General features: G+C 35.2%; 20 protein-coding genes. 4 read left to right on the top strand and 16 right to left on the bottom strand.

The features are described from left to right. Window position 1: 1 nt before the first annotated feature. The 6 genes from J2Z60_RS07540 to J2Z60_RS07515 form a co-directional block, all read right to left on the bottom strand. The gene (locus J2Z60_RS07540) at window positions 2-379 is read right to left on the bottom strand and encodes a cupredoxin domain-containing protein (RefSeq protein WP_209687087.1); all 378 of its coding nucleotides are present in this window, start codon (window positions 377-379) and stop codon (window positions 2-4) included. Window positions 380-392: 13 nt separating this feature from the next. Beyond that, window positions 393-821 carry a CopY/TcrY family copper transport repressor gene (locus J2Z60_RS07535; protein WP_209687086.1) on the bottom strand — a complete coding sequence of 143 codons (429 nt, stop codon included), beginning with the start codon at window positions 819-821 and terminating at the stop codon, window positions 393-395. Window positions 822-1,255: 434 nt separating this feature from the next. After that, window positions 1,256-1,909: an ABC transporter ATP-binding protein gene (locus tag J2Z60_RS07530; protein ID WP_209687085.1), complete on the bottom strand. Its 654-nt coding sequence runs from the start codon at window positions 1,907-1,909 to the stop codon at window positions 1,256-1,258. Window positions 1,910-1,912: 3 nt separating this feature from the next. Next, entirely contained in the window at window positions 1,913-4,099 is a 2,187-nt protein-coding gene (locus tag J2Z60_RS07525) for a hypothetical protein (RefSeq protein ID WP_209687084.1), read from the bottom strand. Between the two features lie 101 nt (window positions 4,100-4,200). Next, the gene (locus J2Z60_RS07520) at window positions 4,201-4,614 is read right to left on the bottom strand and encodes a peptide deformylase (protein ID WP_209687083.1); all 414 of its coding nucleotides are present in this window, start codon (window positions 4,612-4,614) and stop codon (window positions 4,201-4,203) included. Between the two features lie 100 nt (window positions 4,615-4,714). Continuing rightward, window positions 4,715-6,028, bottom strand: coding sequence for an NCS2 family permease (locus tag J2Z60_RS07515; protein WP_209687082.1), 1,314 nt, complete (start codon window positions 6,026-6,028; stop codon window positions 4,715-4,717). A gap of 156 nt (window positions 6,029-6,184) precedes the next feature. Here J2Z60_RS07515 and J2Z60_RS07510 point away from each other — a divergent pair, with 156 nt between their 5' ends. After that, a complete protein-coding gene (locus J2Z60_RS07510; RefSeq protein ID WP_209687081.1) occupies window positions 6,185-6,922 on the top strand; it encodes a helix-turn-helix domain-containing protein in 738 nt (245 codons plus the stop codon). A gap of 115 nt (window positions 6,923-7,037) precedes the next feature. On the opposite strand, the gene J2Z60_RS07505 is transcribed toward J2Z60_RS07510, so the two are convergent. The 3 genes from J2Z60_RS07505 to J2Z60_RS07495 all read right to left on the bottom strand — a co-directional run bounded on the left by J2Z60_RS07505 (window position 7,038) and on the right by J2Z60_RS07495 (window position 10,745). Further along, the gene (locus J2Z60_RS07505; RefSeq protein WP_209687080.1) at window positions 7,038-7,709 is read right to left on the bottom strand and encodes an SLAP domain-containing protein; all 672 of its coding nucleotides are present in this window, start codon (window positions 7,707-7,709) and stop codon (window positions 7,038-7,040) included. A gap of 1,214 nt (window positions 7,710-8,923) precedes the next feature. Next, window positions 8,924-9,607: an SLAP domain-containing protein gene (locus tag J2Z60_RS07500; protein ID WP_209687079.1), complete on the bottom strand. Its 684-nt coding sequence runs from the start codon at window positions 9,605-9,607 to the stop codon at window positions 8,924-8,926. A gap of 169 nt (window positions 9,608-9,776) precedes the next feature. Beyond that, window positions 9,777-10,745 (bottom strand): helveticin J family class III bacteriocin, encoded by a 969-nt coding sequence (locus J2Z60_RS07495; protein ID WP_209687078.1) that lies wholly within the window; start codon window positions 10,743-10,745, stop codon window positions 9,777-9,779. Between the two features lie 671 nt (window positions 10,746-11,416). On the opposite strand from J2Z60_RS07495, the gene J2Z60_RS07490 reads away from it, so the two are divergent. Next, entirely contained in the window at window positions 11,417-11,773 is a 357-nt protein-coding gene (locus tag J2Z60_RS07490; protein WP_209687077.1) for a helix-turn-helix domain-containing protein, read from the top strand. After that, on the top strand, window positions 11,754-12,290 hold the full coding sequence (locus J2Z60_RS07485) for a hypothetical protein (RefSeq protein ID WP_209687076.1): 537 nt from the start codon (window positions 11,754-11,756) through the stop codon (window positions 12,288-12,290). The genes J2Z60_RS07490 and J2Z60_RS07485 overlap by 20 nt, the downstream gene beginning before the upstream one ends. A gap of 87 nt (window positions 12,291-12,377) precedes the next feature. Here J2Z60_RS07485 and J2Z60_RS07480 read toward each other — a convergent pair whose 3' ends face one another. From J2Z60_RS07480 to J2Z60_RS07450, 7 genes are all read right to left on the bottom strand, one after another. Then, entirely contained in the window at window positions 12,378-13,499 is a 1,122-nt protein-coding gene (locus J2Z60_RS07480; RefSeq protein ID WP_209687075.1) for a family 8 glycosyl hydrolase, read from the bottom strand. Window positions 13,500-13,506: 7 nt separating this feature from the next. After that, window positions 13,507-14,814 carry a glycosyltransferase family 2 protein gene (locus J2Z60_RS07475; RefSeq protein WP_209687074.1) on the bottom strand — a complete coding sequence of 436 codons (1,308 nt, stop codon included), beginning with the start codon at window positions 14,812-14,814 and terminating at the stop codon, window positions 13,507-13,509. 128 nt (window positions 14,815-14,942) lie between these two features. After that, a complete protein-coding gene (locus J2Z60_RS07470; RefSeq protein ID WP_209687073.1) occupies window positions 14,943-15,809 on the bottom strand; it encodes a hypothetical protein in 867 nt (288 codons plus the stop codon). A 112-nt stretch (window positions 15,810-15,921) separates the two neighbouring features. Then, on the bottom strand, window positions 15,922-17,229 hold the full coding sequence (locus J2Z60_RS07465) for an NCS2 family permease (RefSeq protein ID WP_209687072.1): 1,308 nt from the start codon (window positions 17,227-17,229) through the stop codon (window positions 15,922-15,924). A 178-nt stretch (window positions 17,230-17,407) separates the two neighbouring features. Next, on the bottom strand, window positions 17,408-18,097 hold the full coding sequence (locus tag J2Z60_RS07460) for a deoxynucleoside kinase (RefSeq protein WP_209687071.1): 690 nt from the start codon (window positions 18,095-18,097) through the stop codon (window positions 17,408-17,410). A 25-nt stretch (window positions 18,098-18,122) separates the two neighbouring features. Beyond that, the gene (locus tag J2Z60_RS07455) at window positions 18,123-18,767 is read right to left on the bottom strand and encodes a deoxynucleoside kinase (RefSeq protein ID WP_245328754.1); all 645 of its coding nucleotides are present in this window, start codon (window positions 18,765-18,767) and stop codon (window positions 18,123-18,125) included. Window positions 18,768-18,909: 142 nt separating this feature from the next. Next, complete coding sequence (locus J2Z60_RS07450) at window positions 18,910-19,629, bottom strand: glucosamine-6-phosphate deaminase (RefSeq protein ID WP_209687069.1); 720 nt, start codon at window positions 19,627-19,629, stop codon at window positions 18,910-18,912. Window positions 19,630-19,762: 133 nt separating this feature from the next. Here J2Z60_RS07450 and J2Z60_RS07445 point away from each other — a divergent pair, with 133 nt between their 5' ends. Next, the gene (locus J2Z60_RS07445; protein WP_209687068.1) at window positions 19,763-20,593 is read left to right on the top strand and encodes an aldo/keto reductase; all 831 of its coding nucleotides are present in this window, start codon (window positions 19,763-19,765) and stop codon (window positions 20,591-20,593) included. Window positions 20,594-20,626: the final 33 nt, after the last annotated feature.

The following is a 20,626-nucleotide window of genomic DNA, read 5'->3' as shown; positions in this document are numbered from 1 at the left end:
TTTACTTAACAATAACCTTTCCATGAAACATATCCATACCACAAGCGTAGTTGAAGGTGCCTGCCTTATCTGTTGGAATATTGATTGTAGTAACTTTTTGCTTAGCTAAATCTTTATTAATTCCAAGTTGTTCAAAAGAAATACGTGATAAGCAGGCTGTTGAATCTTGCAAGTTAAATTTAACTTGGGCAGGGATACCTTTTTTCAAGACGATAGTTGCAGGAGAGTAACCACCGTTAACAATGACAGTTGAAGTCTGTTCATCATTAGTAATCGTACTGGTACCAATATCTTCTTGGTGCTTGCCAAAGAACCACCAAATAATGAAGCCAATTAATAAAATTCCGATAATAATTGTGTTGAGTTGAATAACATTCATAGCTTAATACCTCCTAGCAAGTGCCTTCCTTTAAGCAGTCACAAGGGACCATAGCAGGTGCATCTTTTTCCTTTTGGTTGATAACTTCATCCATCTTCATTAAGTCAGACTTGGAGATAGGTGAATCTTCTAATAAAGAGAGGATGACTTCGCCCTTGTGCATATCGCAAAGGCGGTCAAATAACTCATTAGTTGCTCTCTTCATCATGTCAATCTGAGAAACAGTCGGCAGGTAGATGAAGCGGCGACCATCTTTTTCGGTTTTAAGAAGACCTTTTTGAACGAGACGACGCATTAAGGTCTTAATAGTTGAGTCAGTCCAGTCGTTCTTCTTTTGTAATTCTGAAATAATCTGTGAAGCGTAGGTCTTTTCAAGAGTCCAGACGATTCGCATCACTTCCCATTCGCTGTCAGAAATATTAGTTTCTACATGATTAGACATAATTATCTTCCTTTCGTTTACATTTGTAACTATACTAGTTAAGTTTACATTTGTCAACCATAAGGAATAAAAAATTCTACCCAGTTATTGGGTAGAATCCATAAGTAGGAACATGATCTATTCATCTCTTAATGTATACCTGTGGTAGGAATAGAGATCAAATCCCAGACAGATACAGAATGTAATAATTCCCAAAATTAATGAGAAAGTTGACCTATTCTCTAAATAAACCATAGAGATACAGAAAATAATTAACGGAATAAATATTATTAGGTGGGCAAGTTTTAAGCTTCTGTACAATATAGAATGCAGCGCAACCCATGCGACTAAGATGATAATGATAAAGAAATCCATGTATTAACTCCTCTGTTCGCTAATCTTATTAATTATGTGATAGGTAGATTGTACTAAAAAAGGTCATTATTTAAAAGCTGTTAAAATTTTGCCAAATTAATAACTCTATCACATTGTTCAGCTTGTTTAAGATTATGGGTAACCATTAAGATAGTTTTTCCATATTTAGAGCGTAGTTTTTCAATTTCTTCAAAGGCTAGTTGAGCATGCTGTTCATCTAATGAGCCCGTAGGTTCATCTGCTAAAATAATTTTTCCGGGCTTTAAGATAGTTCGAGCAAGAGCGATTCTCTGTTGTTCCCCGCCTGATAAGCTAGAAACTTGCTCATTTAAAAGATAGGGAATATCTAAGTCCTTTAGTACCTGGGAAATATTTTTTTCTTTAGTATGAGGAGAAGATTTAATAAAGTGCATGGCAAGTAACAAGTTATCTTTGACTGACTTATTAGGTATGAGCGCAAATGATTGAAAGAGATAATTGATTACATTTCTCCGCCATAAGGTTGCCTTTTTGCTATTAATTGATGGAGCAGCTTCGTTTAAGAGTGAAAATGTACCATTATTGCTGGTTTCTAGTAAGCCTAGAATATTAAGTAAGGTAGACTTACCGCACCCGGAAGGACCAATAATTGCTACAAATTCTTTTTCTTGAATGTTAAAACTAAGGTTTTTAAAGATAGTGCGTGAGCCGAACGTCTTAGTTAGCTTATCGACTTGGATGGCATAATTGGTCATTGCCTAGTCCTCCTTAAATTGGTTAATAATATCAGAAAATTGCCCTCGAGATATGTAGATATAAAATACTATTAACTCTACTAAAAAAGTAATCAAGATGATTAGTATTCCTATCTTACTGCGTGCAATTAAAATAATAATCATTTCTATTAGTGAAGTAATCGCAATTAGAGATAGAGGCAATCCATAAATTTGTCTAAAATTAAATCCTAAAAACTTTTTAACTGCAATTTGCTGCTGATTAATAGTCTTGTAGGCCATTGCTAACACAATAATTAATAAGCAAAGAATCCCAATCAGAAAGAATAATACAATCGCAAAGAGCGTAATAGTTTCCCAAAGACTCTTTTGTTCACCATCAATATAATTGGAAACTGTAGTGTAAGTTAGTTTATTATCATCCAAATGATACTTTTGTAGTCGTTTAGTATTTAAGACCTGCTTAGCGACTTTTTCACTTTGGAACTTTAAGGGATTTTCTAAGCCTGATGATTGAATATTACCAATTGTTTCATAAGTCATATTAGCAGGAGTTAGTATGTCAATAATAGGAGCCTTACCGTTAGCTGGTTCAGTCGAATCATTGTTCCATAAGAATATATTCTTGTCGGGATGATAGGTTTTAATAGCAATTTGTTGTTTTTTACTGAAGGTAGTTTGAATATCGTTTTTTTGGATGCCATCAGTAGACAGATCTTTTAGGAAGATTTTGAAGTTCTTTTGTTTAATTGCTGAATAGGTATCAGGTAGATAAAAGACCCTAATGCCTCGCTTTGCCTTCTGGAGAGCAGAAGAAGAGAGCGGGAATTTAATCTTTTTAAGATAATTAGGTGAAGCTGTTAAGATGGTAAAGGGCTTTGTCGGCATCTTTTTATATAATGCACCATTGGCAAGCCAATCCTTAGAACCATAGAAAGAACTAATATAATAAACGCCGTCTTTGTCGGCAATATTCTTATAAAAGTTAAGTGTATCTTGATATAAGGATGAAGAAGGATCTCCAAAAGCTTGCACTCCATCTTCACCAGGTTCAAATTTGTTTAGAATTGCCATTTTTTCAACTTTGTGCCATTGCATGGCTTGTTGAGTATTAGCTACGATAGATTTAGCAGGGCCATCAATATAAATGGAAACCGTTAGTAAGACACCACTAATTAAAAGATAAAACATAGTAATAAAGGAATAAAGAATCGCTTTAGGGTAGTGTCCTTTAATTAAAGAAATGTTCTTTAAGCTAATGATAAGCAGTGAAGCTACTAGATAGATAAAGGTTAGGATAATTATATTAATTAGGGCCGCTAGTATAAAGAATAAAATAAATAGTACCAAAAAAGAGATCCTACCGAAGTAAATGCTTAGTACAATTGATGATATTATTCCCCAGAAAATAGTAAATTTTAGAAATGGCTTAAAACGCTCATAAAGGATGGTCTTCTTCGACCATCCTAGTAAGACTAAGGTGCCAAATTCCTTTAATGATGAGAGTAAATAAATGAAGAAGTAAGCAAATATCCCTAAACTTGTAACTAATATTCCAGCAATTAAGAAGCCAGTGGTCAAAGTATTATCTTGCGCACTCCCAGACCTAGCGCTGGTAAAATCACTCCGACCTAGAGCTGTAATTTTAGCTAGGTGCTTGATAATCGAATTATAGGTTCGATTTGAAGATAGACCGACTAATTGATATTTACCTGAGATGGTCTTATCTAGTCTGTTGAATTTATCTAACTTATAGATAACTACTTGATCAGAAAAAGGAAACTTATAAATTGAAGTTAATTGATCAATTGAGCCTCTACCTAAGCCTAAAGTGGCATTTTCATTATTAGAATGAAGTAGCTTAGTTAGAGAATTACTCTGCAAAATTGAATGACCATAAAAAGCAAAATTATCTTCAATTTTAGAAGAATTACCAGCTACTCCTAGAGAAAAGCTATTTTCAATATTGTCTTTTTTTAAGAGCAAAAAGTTATCCTTCTCTGCTTCAGATGTTAAGTAATCGATTACTTCATCTTTTTTATCAGTAGGAATATTATTTAGATAAATACTATATGAAGTCTGATCATTTAAATAATCGTGCCATTTGGCTTCATACCTATCAGACAAAAAGGTAAGTGCGGTCAAAATAATTAAAATGGTTTGAATTATAATTAAAACGTACCCAGTAAGGTGAGTACGTTTTAATGTCATTAGTCTATTTTTCATCCTCTGCAGTCCCAGTAATATTTACTATTTAGCTATCTATTTTTGACGTGTATCTGTGATAAGGATAAAGCTAGTATCTCTTTAATCTAAATCAAGGTCCCATTACAGTGGTCGATTTCATGTTGAATGACTTGAGCGACAAAGCCACTGAAGTCTTGGGTTTGCTTTTTAAAGTCTAAATATTGATATTCAACGGTGATCTTCTTATAGCGCTTAGTTGGGCGCTCACCTTCAAGAGACAAGCAGCCTTCACTGGTGTCGTAGGGATCACTTTTTTTAATAATTTTAGGGTTGAGCATTACCATTGGCATTGGTCCAATGAAGAAGGCAATGATATTCTTGCGTGCTCCAATCATATTAGCAGCTAGTCCTGCTGCACGGTTAGTATTGGCAATTAGGGTATCACGTAAGTCATCTGCAACTTGTAAGTCAGCTTCAGTAGCTGGGGTAGACTTCTGACTTAGGAGCATAACGTCATGGATAATATCTTTTTGGGTCATATAATCACTCTTTTTTATAAATTTAGTTTTAGTTTCACTATAACATAAAAAGCCTCGCACGTATAAGATACATGCAAGGCTTATATTACCTAGGAAATAATTATCCCATATTCGTTATCAAGAAAAAGATAATGAAGATAACAAATAAGACATACATCATTGGGCTAACTTCCTTATACTTCTTAGCGGCTACCATTGTGATAGGGTAGGCAATCATACCTAATGCTAAGCCGTCAGAGATAGAATAAGTAAGTGGCATCCCGACTACAGTTAAGAATGCTGGAAAGGCAATCTCGAAATCACCCCAATTAATGTGCTTAAGATTACCAGCCATTAATACACCGACAATAATTAATGCTGGGGCAGTAACAGTAGTAGGAATTACTGAAAGTAGTGGGCTAAAGATCATTGCAATCAAGAAGAAGATCCCAACGAAGATTGCAGTTAAACCAGTCTTACCACCCATAGCAATTCCGGCACTTGATTCAACTGAAGTTCCAAGTGGGGCAGTACCTAAGATAGATCCTTCAACCATAGCAAGTGAATCAGATACAAAGGCCTTACCAATCCGTGGAATCTTGCCATTTTCATCAACTAAGCCAGCTTGTTGGGTCATACCAATTAAGGTACCAGCAGTATCGAAGAAGGTAACCAATAAGAAGGTTAATACTACCATGAATAATTGAACGGTATTAATATCCTTCAAGTGAAATACTGCCTGACCAAAAGTTGGCGCAATACTTGGAGCAGTTGAAATTACGCCATGTGGCATAGGAATCTGACCAATTACCATACCGAAAATAGCGGTAATAATCATTCCGACAAAGATTGAACCTGGTACTCTGGCAGACATTAAAATCACTGTCAAAACTAATCCAAATAAGGTAATCCAAACATCATGGTTAGCAAATGAACCCAAGCCAACTAGTGATGACTTATTATCGACAATCAACTTACCATTCTGTAAGCCAATAAAGGCGATGAATAATCCGATTCCAGCAGAAATCGCAAACTTCAAATCCTTAGGAATGGCGTCGACGACTTTTTCACGTAGTTTTAAAACGGTAATTAAAATAAATAAAACCGAAGCAACTAAAACTGCTGCTAATCCAGTCTGCCAATTAACATGCATCCCTACACACACGTTGTATGCAAAGAATGCGGCACTACCAAGTGTAGGCGCTAGGGCAACTGGGTAATTAGCTACTAGTCCCATAATGAAACAACCAATGGCTGTAGCAATAGCTGTAACTGTAAAGGCAGCTCCCTTAGGAATACCAGAAGCGCTTAAGATGTTAGGGTTAACAAATAAGATGTAGGAGAGACTGACAAAGGTTGTTAATGCGGCGATTAACTCTTGCTTGACAGTGGTATGAGCATCTTGTAAATGAAAGACTTTATTCAATGTCTGCATTTTATCCTCCGAATATTAACTTGTTATATCAACTAATTGTTTAGTTGTTACTAGTGTAGCACAAAAAAACAAAATGATTTTAGAAAAATTTAAAAAATTTACTTGACCTTTACTTTAGGTCAGACTGTAATCTAAGAATTGAAAGGAGGAAGAGTAATGTCACAACTAGAATACACTATTGGTCAAGTGGCTAAGAAGCTTGATACTACGCCTAGGACACTCAGATTTTATGAACAAAAGAAATTGTTAGTACCTAAAAAGATAGATGGCAATGGCTATCGGATCTATGATCAATCAGATATAGAAAAGTTACGGTTAATCTTATATTTACGCTCGCTAGGGTTTTCTATTTCAAAAGTCGAACAATTGCTTAAAGCGGACAACAGTAGTCAATCATTGAAATTATTAATTACCCAGGAAATAGCAACTAATGAGAACAGAATTTCTGAGTTAAAAGACAAGCAGAAAAGCTTATTAGCCATAAGTAATATTTTAGATAGGCGTAAACTAGATCAAGATAAGATTTCTGACATTACGACAATTATGAAAAGTAATACTGAGTTAACCAGGATTAGAAGAAAAATGATATATGGTGCTGCGCTAATTTCAATAGCAGAAATTGTTGGTATCTTGTTAATAGTTCATCTATTCTTACACCAACAAGCTGTTTTAGCAAGTATGGTGGTTGGTCTTTTCGCACTAATCTTATTAGCGTCTGCGACTATTTTAGCTAAGAGTTACTATAGTAATGTAGCTTATGTTTGTCCAGAGTGTGGTGATAAGTTTGTGCCTAACTTTAGCCGCTTCTTCTGGTCTAGTCATACACCGCGCTTTAGGAAGTTAAGTTGCCCGCATTGTCATCAAAAGTCATACTGCCTAGAAGTCGTTAGGTAGCAGCAATAGAATTATCTTAGAGTCGAATTAGGGGGGGTCGACTCTTTTTTGCATAATATTAAAACAAAAAAGACTTAATTCCCGATGTAATTCATCGAAAATTAAGTCTAAATAACTATATGAATAGCAAGTGATTAGATATAAGACCATTAGGCCTTGGATAAGCTTTTATGTCTATTGCACCAATCCAATAATTAGTACCTTTGACATGATAGTAATAAAATTGACCGTCTTGTGGCATAATGCGATCGTCAACCACCAACTTGGTTCCTGCCTTGAAGGTTTTATTTATAAAGTATCCATTTTTATCAGTTGCATGAGCCTCTTTTTCTAAAAATGGTTTAACTATCACGGTTCCCTGTGAAGCCTGGAGTTCCTCATTATTAATCTTACTTACATTAATGCATTTAATGTAAGCATTAGTACCAATTTTATAGTAGTAATTACCCTTTATTTTTTTATATGGTAACCATCCTGGATGATCATTTCCATTAGTATCTGAATAATAAGTATAGTATCGCTTAACTTTTGTGATAGGCTCAACCTTCCCTTTAATAGTCAATCGTGTTGATTTTTTTAAAAGTGCCTTTTTTCCTTTGTAGTATTTAAGGCGCTTGCCTTTATTGTTATATACATAGGAATTGTGGTTTAGCTTTAATTTGACGCTAGACTGTTCAATCGTAGTAGGTGAAGTAGACGCAGCTTTAGATAAGTTAGGTGAAAATGCAGGTATAACTCCTAAAGAAAGACTAAGAGCAGCTATAAGTATCTTTTTGCGTAGTTTCATGGTATTGACCTCCTTAGAGTCCTCGCTAATACCATTTTACCACGTAATTTGGAAAATTTGGCTGTGTGTAAAAGCTATAAGGTACTTGATGTGTTAGCGACAATCCCAAGCAATGGGCTGAGTGAATTAGTATCCTTTTTTACTCAATTTTCGATATACTTTTCATAGTGTAAAACCTCTTTTTATTTTGAATTCAACACTTAAAATATAACGAAAAGAGATCTTGTATTTTTACTTGTGCAAAGAAAAAGCTAAAAGCAACTCGGAAGGGTGCGTGATTTTCGGCTTTCAAATTTCAGTTGTATAACTATTATTTTGTAAACTTTCTAAAAATACCAATAAAGTGACCAAGTTATACAAGATATATCAAAAATTAACGACAAAAAATAGTCGTCATTGTTGACGACTATTGATCAGTGATTACTTTTTTAGTGAATCAATGACCCTAGCAACAGCCTTCAAGACTGAAGCCACAGACAGTAAGACGATACTTACTGAAACTGCTAAAACAAAGCAGAAGTAAGCAGTTTGCATTGGAGGAATCCTCCTCTCTAGCACCCAAGTTGGTTAATCTTGACGTGCAATTTAATTTTAACATGGTATAATTAGAATTAGAACAAAGCAATGTAAGTAGTTGACGTGCAAAATTGGGCAAAGTTGGTCACTCAGCCCGCGTTGACGTGGACGGTTCAGGTTTTCTGACCGTCTTTTTTTCTACCTTAAATCAAGTAATATCAACAATTTAATCAAAGATTTTTAGTTCTTTTTGATACAGATAAGGCAATGAAAAAAGTCTATTTGAACATTAAGGTAAAAATGAGAGTATGACAAAACAAGCCTGCAGCTTTATTTAAATTTTACAGGCTTATACTAGACTTGGATTAGATGATTCCAATTAAAGTCGCTTCGATTATTGGCTAAGTTGACCAAACTGTAATTAGAAGTCATACTGCCTAGAAGTCGTTAGGTAGCAGCAATAGAATTATCTTAGAGTCGAATTAAGAGGTTCGACTCTTTTTTGCATAATATTAAAACAAAAAAGACTTAATTCCCGATGTAATTCATCGAAAATTAAGTCTAAATATGTTTGCTAATATTTACTTGGGCCACTTAGTTATATTCTAACTTAGAATATTTTGCTTTAAGTTTAGAAGTTTTATAGGTGATTTTAATGGAATAAGACTAGTCAAATTTTATAATTTTGCTAGAAGAAATTATAAGTAATCGTCAAAAACAGACCTAAGATTAGGGTTATATCTTATTAATTCAGCTATTAGTCCAGTTCTTGGAGCTTTAACAAATTCGACTGGTATAAATAAATTCGTGTCTTTGATGTGATAGGACATATTTTCAGGTTCATCCTCAGGTGTAATTCCTATGTGAATATAGTGATCTACTGTGAGCTTGCTTCCCTTTTTTATATATGTAGTAGTTGATTTACCATTTATGTCATCTAGGGTAGAACTTTCTGTAACAGTCACTGTAGTATAGCTTGCCAATAAATGCCATGTATCATTAATTGAATCAACATTAGCTACTTTGATATATCCACCATTTGTTAATTGATAATATGCCCAGCCCTTGTGTATTGTATACGGAAGCCAATATAGTTTCGGAGTGTCATTTTCATTGCTTACAGGTTTAAACAAGTAATATTTCTTAGCTTTTGTAAGTTTAGTAATCTTGCCAAATACCTTTACTTTTTGATTTTTTAATAACTTATTTTTGCTAATTCTTTTTCCATTTTTATCATAGATATAAGAATTATGATTCAAAGTAACAGTTGATGTCGGCGTATCTTTTTGGTCAGCTGCCTTAGCTTTAGAATTTGTATTAATAATACCGCATATAGTAAGTGTAGTGATTAATATATGTATAATTAATTTCTTTCTATTCATTATTTTCCACCTCATATCTTATTTTATTATATCAGTTGTAAAGCTGATTATGGTAAGACTATTATTAATATTTACTCATTATATAAAAAAGCTTAATTTTCGGTATGTTATAGAAAATTAAGCTTAATATTTAACTTTTAGATATTATTGATTGGTAACTTGCTTATTTTTATAATTGAATTTCAAAAATTTGATTTCCAACAGTGCTTACTGTGTTGTTTACTACTTGATGATAAGCAACAGTAAGATATAGGTGGTCTTTTCCAATTACTTGAATTCCTTCAAATTCTGTTGGCTTACCTTCGAAGTTGGTTTCTAATATTCTATAATTTGATAAATCAAATTGTTGCCAATTATAGACTTCTGGTCGATCCCAGAATACTTTATATATAGATCTAGGTTTTGATTTTCCATCTATATCGGGTGAATATTGACTGGAAATATAGATGTTTTTATCATTATCAATATCAAATCCTTGAAGTGAAACACTATCAATATTGTCTATATCAACAATATAATTATCTTGTGCCTTACACTCGGCTAAATCAGAAATTTTGATATTGCCTGATCCAATTTTATCTAATTTAGCATTTACTTTGGGAAGACTATATAAACCAAAGTGACCTGAATGATTTTCCCAAACTGTAGAAATCAATAAATACTCATAATTTGGAGATACAGCAGCTTCTGCTCGTAAAAGGTGTTGACCATGCCAGTTATCTTTATTTGCCATTTCAACTAAATTAGAAATTCGTGTCATTTCTGTATTTTTAGTATGTGAGCCTGGATAAGATACACGTGCAATTTGTGTAGCCCATTTTCCATCATTTGGTTTTGTGCCAATGAACCAGTTACCATGACCAGTAGTTCCAGCATATTCCCATGTTTGCGTGTGACCACCTGCGGCAGCTTTGTTCAAGCCGTATTCAATGTCATGTGTAGATCTACCTGGAAATTTTAGCCCTGGAGTTCCTAAAGTAATTGTCTGTCCATTGTAAACCGCATTTTGTGTTCGGCTTACATAAGTGTCATTTTTATAAATTTGTAATGCATAAGTATACTTTTTACCAATATTTGCCTTTTGAACAACCCTTAGAAAAGGAGTTTTTAAGTTTGCTTTTAAAGTGATATTAACCATTTGAAATCCTCCATAAATTTTTACTCATTAGTACTAAGATTTGTTGTTTTCTTGCAAAATCTTAGTAACTTTAACAAAAATATCTTGAGCATCTTGTTCACTAACTTTAAACCCTTTAGCTTGCAGCTCGGCTACTACGGCATTAACAACTCTATTAATCTTTTTATCGTCAGATAAATTTTCTTGTTCCTAAAAAGATAGATATTGTTTCATTAGTTTGTTTGTAGTAATTCTGAGCTGCTCTAGCTTTTTATTTTTAAAGTGTAATCTGCTCAAAATACCAATACCAACGATACTTATTACCCATAAGCATAAAGCTATGAGTTCGATATAATCATGAATAGCCATGATTTAATTAAAATTCACCTCTCTTTTTATCAGAGAGCGATTTAAAAGTACATTTGACATCACCTCTGTTTGTTGTCTAACAGCTATATTTATCTATATTATGTATTGACATATTATTATTGACTATTAATACGTCAGTATACTACAATATGGGTATAATAAATTACCTAATACCAGTAATCTGTTTGCCGACGGAATTGTTTGGTTATTAGTTAATTTATAGCTTGTTGACAGTTATTATATTATTCCTAAAAGCATAATTAGTCAACAAAAAATACGCTTTTTAGAGTAATATTTTTGAAAAATAATGGAGATAGCCTGATATGATTGAGTTTGAACGAACAAAAAAATTAGCCAAAAAAAATAAAATGACTCTATTAGAAGTAAATGACAGGGCTGGATTAGGTACAAAGAGTATCTACAATTGGAAGACAAGAAAGCCTGGGACAATGGCTTTAAGTGCTGTGGCTAATGTATTACATACCTCTATAGATTATTTAAGTGGCACAACAGATGATCCTTCCCCTCATCTACAAAAGACAGTGTCATTAGATCAAGAGATACCCTATTCATATCATGGATATCATGTTCCAGAAAAGTATCTAAATATGGTCCGGAACTTAATGGAAGAAGATATTAAAGAGAGGCAAGCTCAGAAATATGATGGAAACGATAAATAGTAGTTGGTCTGAAGAGAAAATAATTACTTATTTTTTTAATTATTCTTATACTTGGAGTGAAATAAAGTTAATTCTTTATTTATTAGATTTCGCTCAAAAGCAGAAAATAGGTTATGTATTATACCAAGCTAATGCAATGTTTCCATCTTTTTCTTTTAAAGAAGGACGAGAAATAGGAATAAATTTAAATTGGCATAATCATTCTTCAGAAGTTCCATTCACAATTGGACATGAAATCGGTCATATTATGAGCGAATATCGAGATACAAAAAGATTAAATTATTGTAGAGGAGTAGGAACGCAGATAACAGAAGAAATGTCAGCCGATATATATTCCTTGCAGTTACTTTATAAGTATTCAAGTGCTCAGGAAGATAATTTTTATGATCCTCTAAACTTTATCCGTGCCTATGGTGTACCTAAAAGAATGATTAATGAAACATATAAATTGTTTGCAAGTGAGGAAGGCTTTTTCTTTAAGCCTAAAGATTCTTTCGATCAGTTTATTATTGAATAATTGTTTAATTTGTTAATTAAGAGCAGATAAAAAGCCAACTTTAAGTTGGCTTTTTATGCATGTTGCTACTATTGAGTCTGTGTAATTCTATTTATGATTCAACAAGGCGACTAAAGTCGTCAAGGTAGCTGAATAATAATCAGTTGGAGATAAATTATCTAACAAGATATATTGCTGCGATTGGAAGAGCTGGTCGTAGTTTTTATTTTTATTATTCATTACAGCTAAGAAGATTGGCGCACTAAATACAGGAGATTGGTAATCATTAAGCGACTTTCCACTTAGAGTATAACCGGCGGTGATGGTTTGCTGCTTCTTAAAGAAGTTAAGCATGCGATACAAGGTCTTCTTGGCTAAGGGTGAGTTAGTAGTTGCTAGGTGCATTGGTACACGGCAGGCATTGAAGTAATAATCACCATCGTATTTACTACCAGTTACCTTACCCTTAACAGCTACAGCCTTACCATTCTTAACCCAAGCAAAGTCAGGCACTAAGCCGCTCTTATTATGATTACTTAATTGATTTAGGTAGGTTAACATCTTATCTTTGATCTTAAGCCAAGTCTTGTCCCTAGTAACTTGATAAAACTCTTCAAAAAATCCCGGTGTAACATCCGATGTCCTCATCAAGTTGTAGTAATCAGACTTAGAATTAGCCCAGTCACCAACAGTTAACATTTGATTCTTAGGGTTATATTCATATTCTAAAATATCAAGACAAATTGCTTTAGCTTGGACTAAGTAGCGCTTATCTTGCGGCCAGAGCTCATGGGCCATAAGTAGGCTCTTGGCAATATAGATATCACCATCAGTAGCGCTATTTTTTTCAATTGTAATGCTGTTATCTTGGACAGTTTGCTTCCAGCTCATTAGTTCAGTTGGTTCGCCATTAATATTATCACGGTGATCAAGATAATACCTATATAGTCGATCAAAGCTCTGCTTATCGGTGTAGCCATGCTTAGCTGCAATTGCGGTTATTAGCATACCATATCCTTGCCCTTCAGATAGGGCAGTGCCACGAGTCTTTTGGGGAGTAGTATTGACGTAAGCATAGTTGTCCTTAGTAACAACATAGTCTTGTGACCAGTGCCGGTAGAAGTTCTTAGGGATCAGCCGGTCATTATCTAGGCGAATATAGGTCATAATCCCAGCAAAAATAATGATGACACCGATCAAATAAGTAATAAGTAGTTTGTAATTTTTCATTTGTTTTCTAGTCTGCAAATCTCTTTGTCTTTACCCATTTAGTATTATCACGTTTAAATAATCTATCCATTGTTACTGAGATAACGGCATGAATTGAAATAACAATGAATAATTGCGAATAAGTAAAATATGATGCCAAGGCTAGCCAAATCTGTTCATTAGTCGCTTGACCATATTGAGTAGCTAGTGCTGTTAATATTTGCAAAATATAAAGCATAATCATCAAGAACCAATTAAAAAGCAAAATCTGCGCAATTAACAAGTTACTGGAGTCAATTGTGAATGGAATAGTGATTGCTGGGTTCCAGAGATTAATAATCCAGGCACAAATATTGGTGATAAAGAAGATATCTGACAGCACAATACTAGCATTGAACCAAAAGAAGGTAGCTGCATAATAGAAGGTTTCTAACTTAACACGCCAATTAGTTTTATTAAATAACTGCTTGAAGTTATTGATAACTACTTCATAATTTCCCTTAGCCCAACGCAAGCGCTGGAAGTAGTAGTCTTTTAGTGTTTCTGGTTCTTGTTGAAAGGCTTCAGAGTTGTAAGCAAGGGCGATTAACTTACCAGATCCCATGATCTTGAATGAGATATCAGTATCTTCAGTTAGGGCACCGTTGCGCCAGCCGCCAATCGACTTTACATAGTCGGTCTTAATAATAAAGTTGGTGCCCGGGATGCGGCCAATCTTGAATAGTTGCCAGATTCCACAGTGTTGGATTCTCTGAGTAACAACAATTTCTTGATTAATACACTTAGTAAGGAAGCCCTGCTTAGCATTCCTAGTCTTATTACGACCAAAAGAAGCCATATAGCGGTCAGGATTTTCGAGAATCTTTTTGACTAAGAAGTATAGGGCATTTTCTTCGGGCATGGCATCGGCATCATAGACACCAATATACTCGCCATGAGCCATTTTAAGGGCATCATTTAATACCCCTGCCTTGCCACCGCCACCGGTGCGGTCAATGACTCGGATGTTGCGACCTTGATAACGATCTTGTTTAATAATGCTTCTAACATATTCAGCTGTATGATCTTGACAATTATCCGCAAAGATTAAGATTTCTAACTTTTCTGGCGGATAGTTTAAGTTCAAGATAGCAAGAGTAGTCTTTTGGATGACTACTTCTTCATTATGGGCTGGCACTACTAAGGTAATGCGAGGATAGCGGGCAAGGGGCTTAATTTTGACACTAACTTTACTGTGTCTTAGCCAGAAGTAAACTGCACCACCTAAGGTGATCATGCTCATCAATAAGGATGCCCAAATCGAAATTAAAGTTAGAATTTGTAATATCTCACTCATTCCCGTTCTTCCTTTCTTTATGAACCATACTAGAGATATTGAGATAAATTTTTAATGAACAAAGAAAAATGATTACAAATACAATTGCAAAAAAGATTGAAATTCCTAATGCAAGGAAATAGAACCAATTATTCACTAACCTTCCTCCCCCCCTTGAGATATTCAACAATGATCGTCGTTTCAAGCTCGCGCTCTAAGTGTTTGAGCATCTTTTCAGGTGTATCGTACTTATCAAGATTAGAGTTATCAACGTAGAGATTAACAACCTTTAAGCTAGTTGGAATTGGTTCGGGCAATTTGAATAATTTATTTTCGGTTTTTAGGTTAACCTGGTTGAAGATACGTGGTTCCAAGTTAGGCGAATTAATTAGAAAAGTCGCATTTCCCAGGTAATAAATGAATTCTTCAGTTAATCTATTTGCTTTTAAGATATGGGTTATCTTCTTTAAGAGCTTATCGTAGCTGGTAGGATTCATTTCCTTATATTGTTCGTAATTTTCCCAATGGATCATCATCAAGTTGATATTTAGGCCTAGTTTGGGATTTTCTTTAAGGATCTTGATATGGCGACGGTATAACTTCTTGGCGTTATATTCAGTTTGCAAGTTTAAAGTAAAATTATAGTGAGAAAGGAACTTCCTGATCTTCCTGTTTCGCCCTACAATGTATGACCAAGGGATGATAAAGTTTGAAAGCACACTAACTAAGCTAGCTTCGACCGGGAAAGCGATTACAAGAATGATTTTAGAAAAAGTCGGCATGACGATATATCCTAAAAAGAGAAATCCAATTGCAATCGAGGTGGTAATAATCATCAGCCAGCTTAAAATGAGGTTAGGTGTTATTAAACCAACAATAATCGCTAAAAGAAAAATTAATCCTAAGCCGTTAGCGATATTTAGTGTATAGATGCGGCTTAGATACATTATTGTCACAGGAAATATAATTGCTAAAAACAGTGTTAAAATAATTAAATTTACTTTCTTATAGTCCATTTTCGATAATTTTTCTACTTTCTGTTGTTTTATTGACAAACTAAAAAGAGCCCCTACGCAAAGGACTCTTAAACTATAGATATTATAGAATATGTATGTATTGATTACTAGACTAAAAATTCAAAACCCATAAGAAAATTAAGAAAACTACGAACAAGACCCACATCATTGGGGTAACTTCCTTACCGCGCTTAGCAGCAACCATACAGATTGGGTAAGTAATCATTCCCCAAGCAAGTCCATCAGAAATACTATAAGCAAGTGGCATTCCAATTAAGATAAGGAAGGAAGGAACGGCAATTTCAAGTTTGCTCCAGTGGATATGGGCAGTGTTTTGTGCCATTAAAACTCCTACTATAATTAAAGCTGGAGCAGTAACTTGGGTAGTAAAGACACCAAGTAAGGGGCTAAAGATCATTGAAATTAAGAAAAAGATTGCTACGAAGACTGCTGTTAAGCCAGACCGACCACCAACGGCAATACCAGAACTTGATTCAACGAAGGCACCAACAGGAGAAGTACCAAACAATGACCCAAATAACATGGCTGTTGAATCTGAAGCCAATGCCTTACCAACACGTGGCATCTTGTTATCTTTCATGAAACCAGCTTGTTGGGCTAAACCAATCAATGTACCGGCAGTATCAAAGAAGGTAACAAGTAAGAAAGTAAGTACAACGACTACCATTTGTAGTGAATTAATATCCTTTAGATGAAATACCGCTTGGCCAAAGGTTGGTGCTAGGCTAGGTGCCATTGAAACAATCTTATGAGGAAGATCAATTTGACCGGTACAGATACCAAAGATTGAAGCAGCAACCATCCCAATGAAGATCGCACCAGGAACATTCATAATCATTAAGACAATTGTGACAAACAAACCAAAGATTGTAATCCAGACAAGAGGGTTATGAAGTGAACCCAATCCAACTAAAGTAGACTTGTTAGCTACAATTAAGCCACCATTCTGTAAACCTAAGAAGGCAATAAATAAACCAATACCTGAAGAGATAGCGAACTTTAAGTCAGCTGGGATAGAGTCAATAATCTTCTCACGTAACTTCAAGGCTGTGATGATAATAAAGAGCACTGAAGCAACGAACACACTAGCTAATGCAGTCTGCCAAGACACCTTCATCCCTACACAAACGGTGTAAGCGAAGAAGGCGTTAATCCCTAGGGCTGGAGCTTCACCAATTGGATAATTGGCAACAATCCCCATAATGGCAGTACCCAATGCCGAAGCAAGTGCAGTTGCGGTGAAGACAGCACCAGTATCCATGCCGCTGGCGCCTAAGACACTAGGGTTAACGAATAGGATATAGGACATACTGATAAAGGTAGTTAACCCTGCTAAAAATTCGGTTCTGACATTAGTATTTAAGTTATCAAGCTTAAAGTACTTACTAATAAAATTCATATTTTCCTCCAAACGAGTAATGTTCGTATTTAATACTCAATGGCATTACTAAGTTAGTTTATCATTCTTATTTTTAATTGTAAATACGAATTATTATAAAAATAATTTGAATTATAGTTAATCAATATTTATAAAAATAAAAAATCAGCCCCCACCTAAAGTGGAAACTGATTAAAAATTAAGCTTCGATCTTTACCTTGCTTACTGACTCATTCCAATCTAATGGCAACTTGCCGCAAGCTTTAAGCTTATCAACGATCATCTTTAAGACAATTTCACGGTCTGCTTCATTAGTCATAAAGTCATACTTGTCGCCGTCGATAACCATCTTGTCTGAGTAGTCGTATTTTTCATACCATGGCTTGTAGTAGCGGAGCAAGCGCTTGTAGTAATCTTCAAGTGTGGCATCATAACTTAATTGTTCATAAGGGCGGCCACGCTTTTGAATACGTTTAATCATAGTATCGTAGGAAACATGAATGTGAACTAAGAGGTCAGGGCTCTTTTTTGGCATGCGGTTGATCTCAGACATCATGTTGTTAAGGAGTTCATAGTAAGTATCAACTTCTTCTTGGGTTGCACGGCCAATGTCAGCGTTCATTTGGAAAAATAGGGCATCTTCATAAATTGAACGGTCTAAGACATTGTTACCTTGAGCTAAAGCTCGCTTAATACTACGAAAGCGTGTGTTTAAAAAGTAAGCTTGCAATAAGAAAGTGTATTTCTCAGGATCTGCATAAAAGAGTGGCAATACAGGATTGTCGTCGACACTTTCGTAAAATGGCTTAGTATCTAAATACTTGGATAAAATACTGGTTAAACTGGATTTACCGGCTCCAATTGGCCCGCTTAAAACAATAACTGTCATCACGTTCCTTCTTTTTATTTTAATCTTATAAGTTACCAATCTCGTGTAACTTTTGATCAATTTTGTCTAAAACTTTGCGCTTGGCTTGTTCGTCGACTACGAAGTCTAGGCTGTTGCCGTCAATCTCCATCTTAGGGGATGCATTGTAATTCTCATACCAAGGTTCATAGTACTTAAGCAGCCTAGCATAGTAGTCTTTCAAGCTGGGATCGGTATTAAGTTGCTCAAATGAACGACCACGCTTTTTAATGCGTTCAAGCATTGTATCTAAAGATACATGAATATAGATTAATAGATCAGGCTTCTTGCTAGGGTTGCCTGGGGTATCTTCCATCATATTCTCTAGTAAGCTGTCGTAGATCTTAAATTCAGTCGGATCGGCAATTTGATTATCGACATTCATCTTAAAGAATAGCGCATCTTCATAGATCGAACGATCAGAAACACTATTTTTATCTTGGATAGCTTGATTAATTTGTGCTAAACGATGATTAAGCAGGTAAGTATTAAGCAAGAAGGTATACCGCTTCATGTCCTTGTAATATAAAGGTAGGATTGGATTGGTGTCAACGCCTTCGTAAAATGCTTGCGTACCTAAGTGTTCAGCTAAAATACTGGTTAAACTGGATTTACCGGCTCCAATTGGCCCACTTAAAACAATAACTGTCATCACGTTCTTTCTACAATATATAGTTTGCTTAATAAGTGTAATACGATATGTTGTGGTTAAGCAAGAACTTTTTAAAAAATGTTCCACACAAAAAAGTCAAGCTTTCGCCTGACTTTTTTTGGAAAAATATTGAATTTGAATTTTAGTTTTTAAATTTTGGATCTAACTTAGCACTAGCAGCTTCATCGCAGATAACCGTTACATCTGGGTGGTCTTGCAAGATTGAAGCAGGCACTTGTTCAGTTATTGGTCCTTCAACCAAGGCTTTAATTGCGTCTTGCTTTTCCTTGCCAAAGGCCATGAGTACGATCTTCTTGCTGTGCATAATAGACTTGATTCCCATGCAGATTGCTTGATGAGGAACTTCACTTTCATCTTTAAAGAAGCGGGAGTTAGCCTTAATTGTGCTTTCGGTTAAGTCCACCTTATGAGTTAAGCTGTTAAATGGTGTGCCAGGCTCATTGAAGGCAATATGGCCGTTTTGTCCAATACCTAGGATTTGCAGGTCGATAGGATTTTGGGCAATGATTTGATTATAGCGGTCAACTTCTTGGTCAATATCCTTAGCTAGTCCATTAGGGACATAGGAATGCTTGAAGGGCTTTTTGTCGAACAAGTGCTTTTGCATGAAGTAGTGGTAGCTCTGTGCATTAGTAGGGTCAATGCCATAGTATTCGTCTAAGTTAATACTAATCATCTCAGAGAAGTCTAAACTACTCTTGCACATTGCATCATACATTGCTAGTGGGGTTGAGCCAGTTGCTAGTCCGAGAGTCTTAGCGCCGTTCGCCATTGCGTCCTTAATAAGTTCAAAAGCCTTAGTTCCGCCTTCAATACTATCTTTAGTTATTATAAGTTTCATATCCAAAAAACCTCCTCGTACTCTTTATTGGTCTAGTCCATTATATAATATAAAATTGGTCTAGTCAACTTTGATTTGATAAAATTACGAGTTTTTTTCTTAATGAGTTAAAATCTAATTGAGGTGAAAAAAGATGAAAGATAGCTTGCAACTTACTGGACTTGGTATGGGTAGCTGGGGAATAGGTGAAGATCCCAAAAAGAAAAAAGCTGAAATTGCAACCTTACGTTATGGCTTAGATCATGGCATCAAGATTATAGACACTGCAGAAATGTATGGCGAAGGTGCTAGTGAAAGCTTAATTGGAGAAGCAATTAGGGGCTATGATCGCAGTCAGTTATTCTTAATTACCAAATTCTACCCTTATCATGCAACTCCAGAACTTGAACGGCGCAGCTTAGATGCTAGCTTAAAGCGATTGGGTACAGATTATGTTGACTTGTATTTATTGCATTGGCGTGGTCACAAGCGTCTATCTGAAACGATCAAAGGTCTAAAAGAACTACAAGAAGATGGCCTGATTAGACATTGGGGTGTATCTAATTTCGATGTAGCTGATATGGAAGAGCTATTTAGTGTCCCCGGCGGCAGTGAATGCTTTGCTAATGAAGATCTGTATAATATTGCCAAGCGAGGAGTAGAATATGACATACTGCCGTGGCAGCAAGAACACGGGGTTAACTTTATCGGCTATTCACCATTTAATTCTGGTAACGGGGATACGATTAGGATTACTAATAATCTCAAGATTGTGGCACGGCGCCACCATGCAACCCCGCACCAGATAATGCTTGCTTGGACGCTCAGAAGCAAGCAGGTCTTAATGATTCCTAAGGCAAGCAGTATTAAACACATGAAAGATAACCTGGCAGCGCTTGATATTAGCTTGAATGATGAGGATTTAGCCTTGTTAAATGCGGACTTTCCACAAGTAACTACTAAGCAGCCACTTGAAATGATTTAAAAAAAGACTAGAGCCAATTGATAATTATTGACT

This window comes from Lactobacillus colini (genome assembly GCF_017874575.1).
GTDB lineage: Bacteria > Bacillota > Bacilli > Lactobacillales > Lactobacillaceae > Lactobacillus > Lactobacillus colini.
The sequence above is the reverse complement of the archived record's forward strand: the minus strand, read 5'-3'. Positions and strand labels throughout refer to the sequence as shown.

What these genes read in the sequence shown, in the direction of transcription:
- J2Z60_RS07460 (WP_209687071.1), bottom strand. Translation starts at nt 18,097, where the DNA reads ATGACAGTTATTGTTTTAAGCGGGCCAATTGGAGCCGGTAAATCCAGT.
- J2Z60_RS07470 (WP_209687073.1), bottom strand. Translation starts at nt 15,809, where the DNA reads ATGGACTATAAGAAAGTAAATTTAATTATTTTAACACTGTTTTTAGCA.
- J2Z60_RS07540 (WP_209687087.1), bottom strand. Translation starts at nt 379, where the DNA reads ATGAATGTTATTCAACTCAACACAATTATTATCGGAATTTTATTAATT.
- J2Z60_RS07520 (WP_209687083.1), bottom strand. Translation starts at nt 4,614, where the DNA reads ATGACCCAAAAAGATATTATCCATGACGTTATGCTCCTAAGTCAGAAG.
- J2Z60_RS07495 (WP_209687078.1), bottom strand. Translation starts at nt 10,745, where the DNA reads ATGGTTAATATCACTTTAAAAGCAAACTTAAAAACTCCTTTTCTAAGG.
- J2Z60_RS07455 (WP_245328754.1), bottom strand. Translation starts at nt 18,767, where the DNA reads ATGACAGTTATTGTTTTAAGTGGGCCAATTGGAGCCGGTAAATCCAGT.
- J2Z60_RS07530 (WP_209687085.1), bottom strand. Translation starts at nt 1,909, where the DNA reads ATGACCAATTATGCCATCCAAGTCGATAAGCTAACTAAGACGTTCGGC.
- J2Z60_RS07500 (WP_209687079.1), bottom strand. Translation starts at nt 9,607, where the DNA reads ATGAATAGAAAGAAATTAATTATACATATATTAATCACTACACTTACT.
- J2Z60_RS07445 (WP_209687068.1), top strand. Translation starts at nt 19,763, where the DNA reads ATGAAAGATAGCTTGCAACTTACTGGACTTGGTATGGGTAGCTGGGGA.
- J2Z60_RS07465 (WP_209687072.1), bottom strand. Translation starts at nt 17,229, where the DNA reads ATGAATTTTATTAGTAAGTACTTTAAGCTTGATAACTTAAATACTAAT.
- J2Z60_RS07535 (WP_209687086.1), bottom strand. Translation starts at nt 821, where the DNA reads ATGTCTAATCATGTAGAAACTAATATTTCTGACAGCGAATGGGAAGTG.
- J2Z60_RS07510 (WP_209687081.1), top strand. Translation starts at nt 6,185, where the DNA reads ATGTCACAACTAGAATACACTATTGGTCAAGTGGCTAAGAAGCTTGAT.
- J2Z60_RS07485 (WP_209687076.1), top strand. Translation starts at nt 11,754, where the DNA reads ATGATGGAAACGATAAATAGTAGTTGGTCTGAAGAGAAAATAATTACT.
- J2Z60_RS07505 (WP_209687080.1), bottom strand. Translation starts at nt 7,709, where the DNA reads ATGAAACTACGCAAAAAGATACTTATAGCTGCTCTTAGTCTTTCTTTA.
- J2Z60_RS07525 (WP_209687084.1), bottom strand. Translation starts at nt 4,099, where the DNA reads ATGACATTAAAACGTACTCACCTTACTGGGTACGTTTTAATTATAATT.
- J2Z60_RS07450 (WP_209687069.1), bottom strand. Translation starts at nt 19,629, where the DNA reads ATGAAACTTATAATAACTAAAGATAGTATTGAAGGCGGAACTAAGGCT.
- J2Z60_RS07515 (WP_209687082.1), bottom strand. Translation starts at nt 6,028, where the DNA reads ATGCAGACATTGAATAAAGTCTTTCATTTACAAGATGCTCATACCACT.
- J2Z60_RS07475 (WP_209687074.1), bottom strand. Translation starts at nt 14,814, where the DNA reads ATGAGTGAGATATTACAAATTCTAACTTTAATTTCGATTTGGGCATCC.
- J2Z60_RS07480 (WP_209687075.1), bottom strand. Translation starts at nt 13,499, where the DNA reads ATGAAAAATTACAAACTACTTATTACTTATTTGATCGGTGTCATCATT.
- J2Z60_RS07490 (WP_209687077.1), top strand. Translation starts at nt 11,417, where the DNA reads ATGATTGAGTTTGAACGAACAAAAAAATTAGCCAAAAAAAATAAAATG.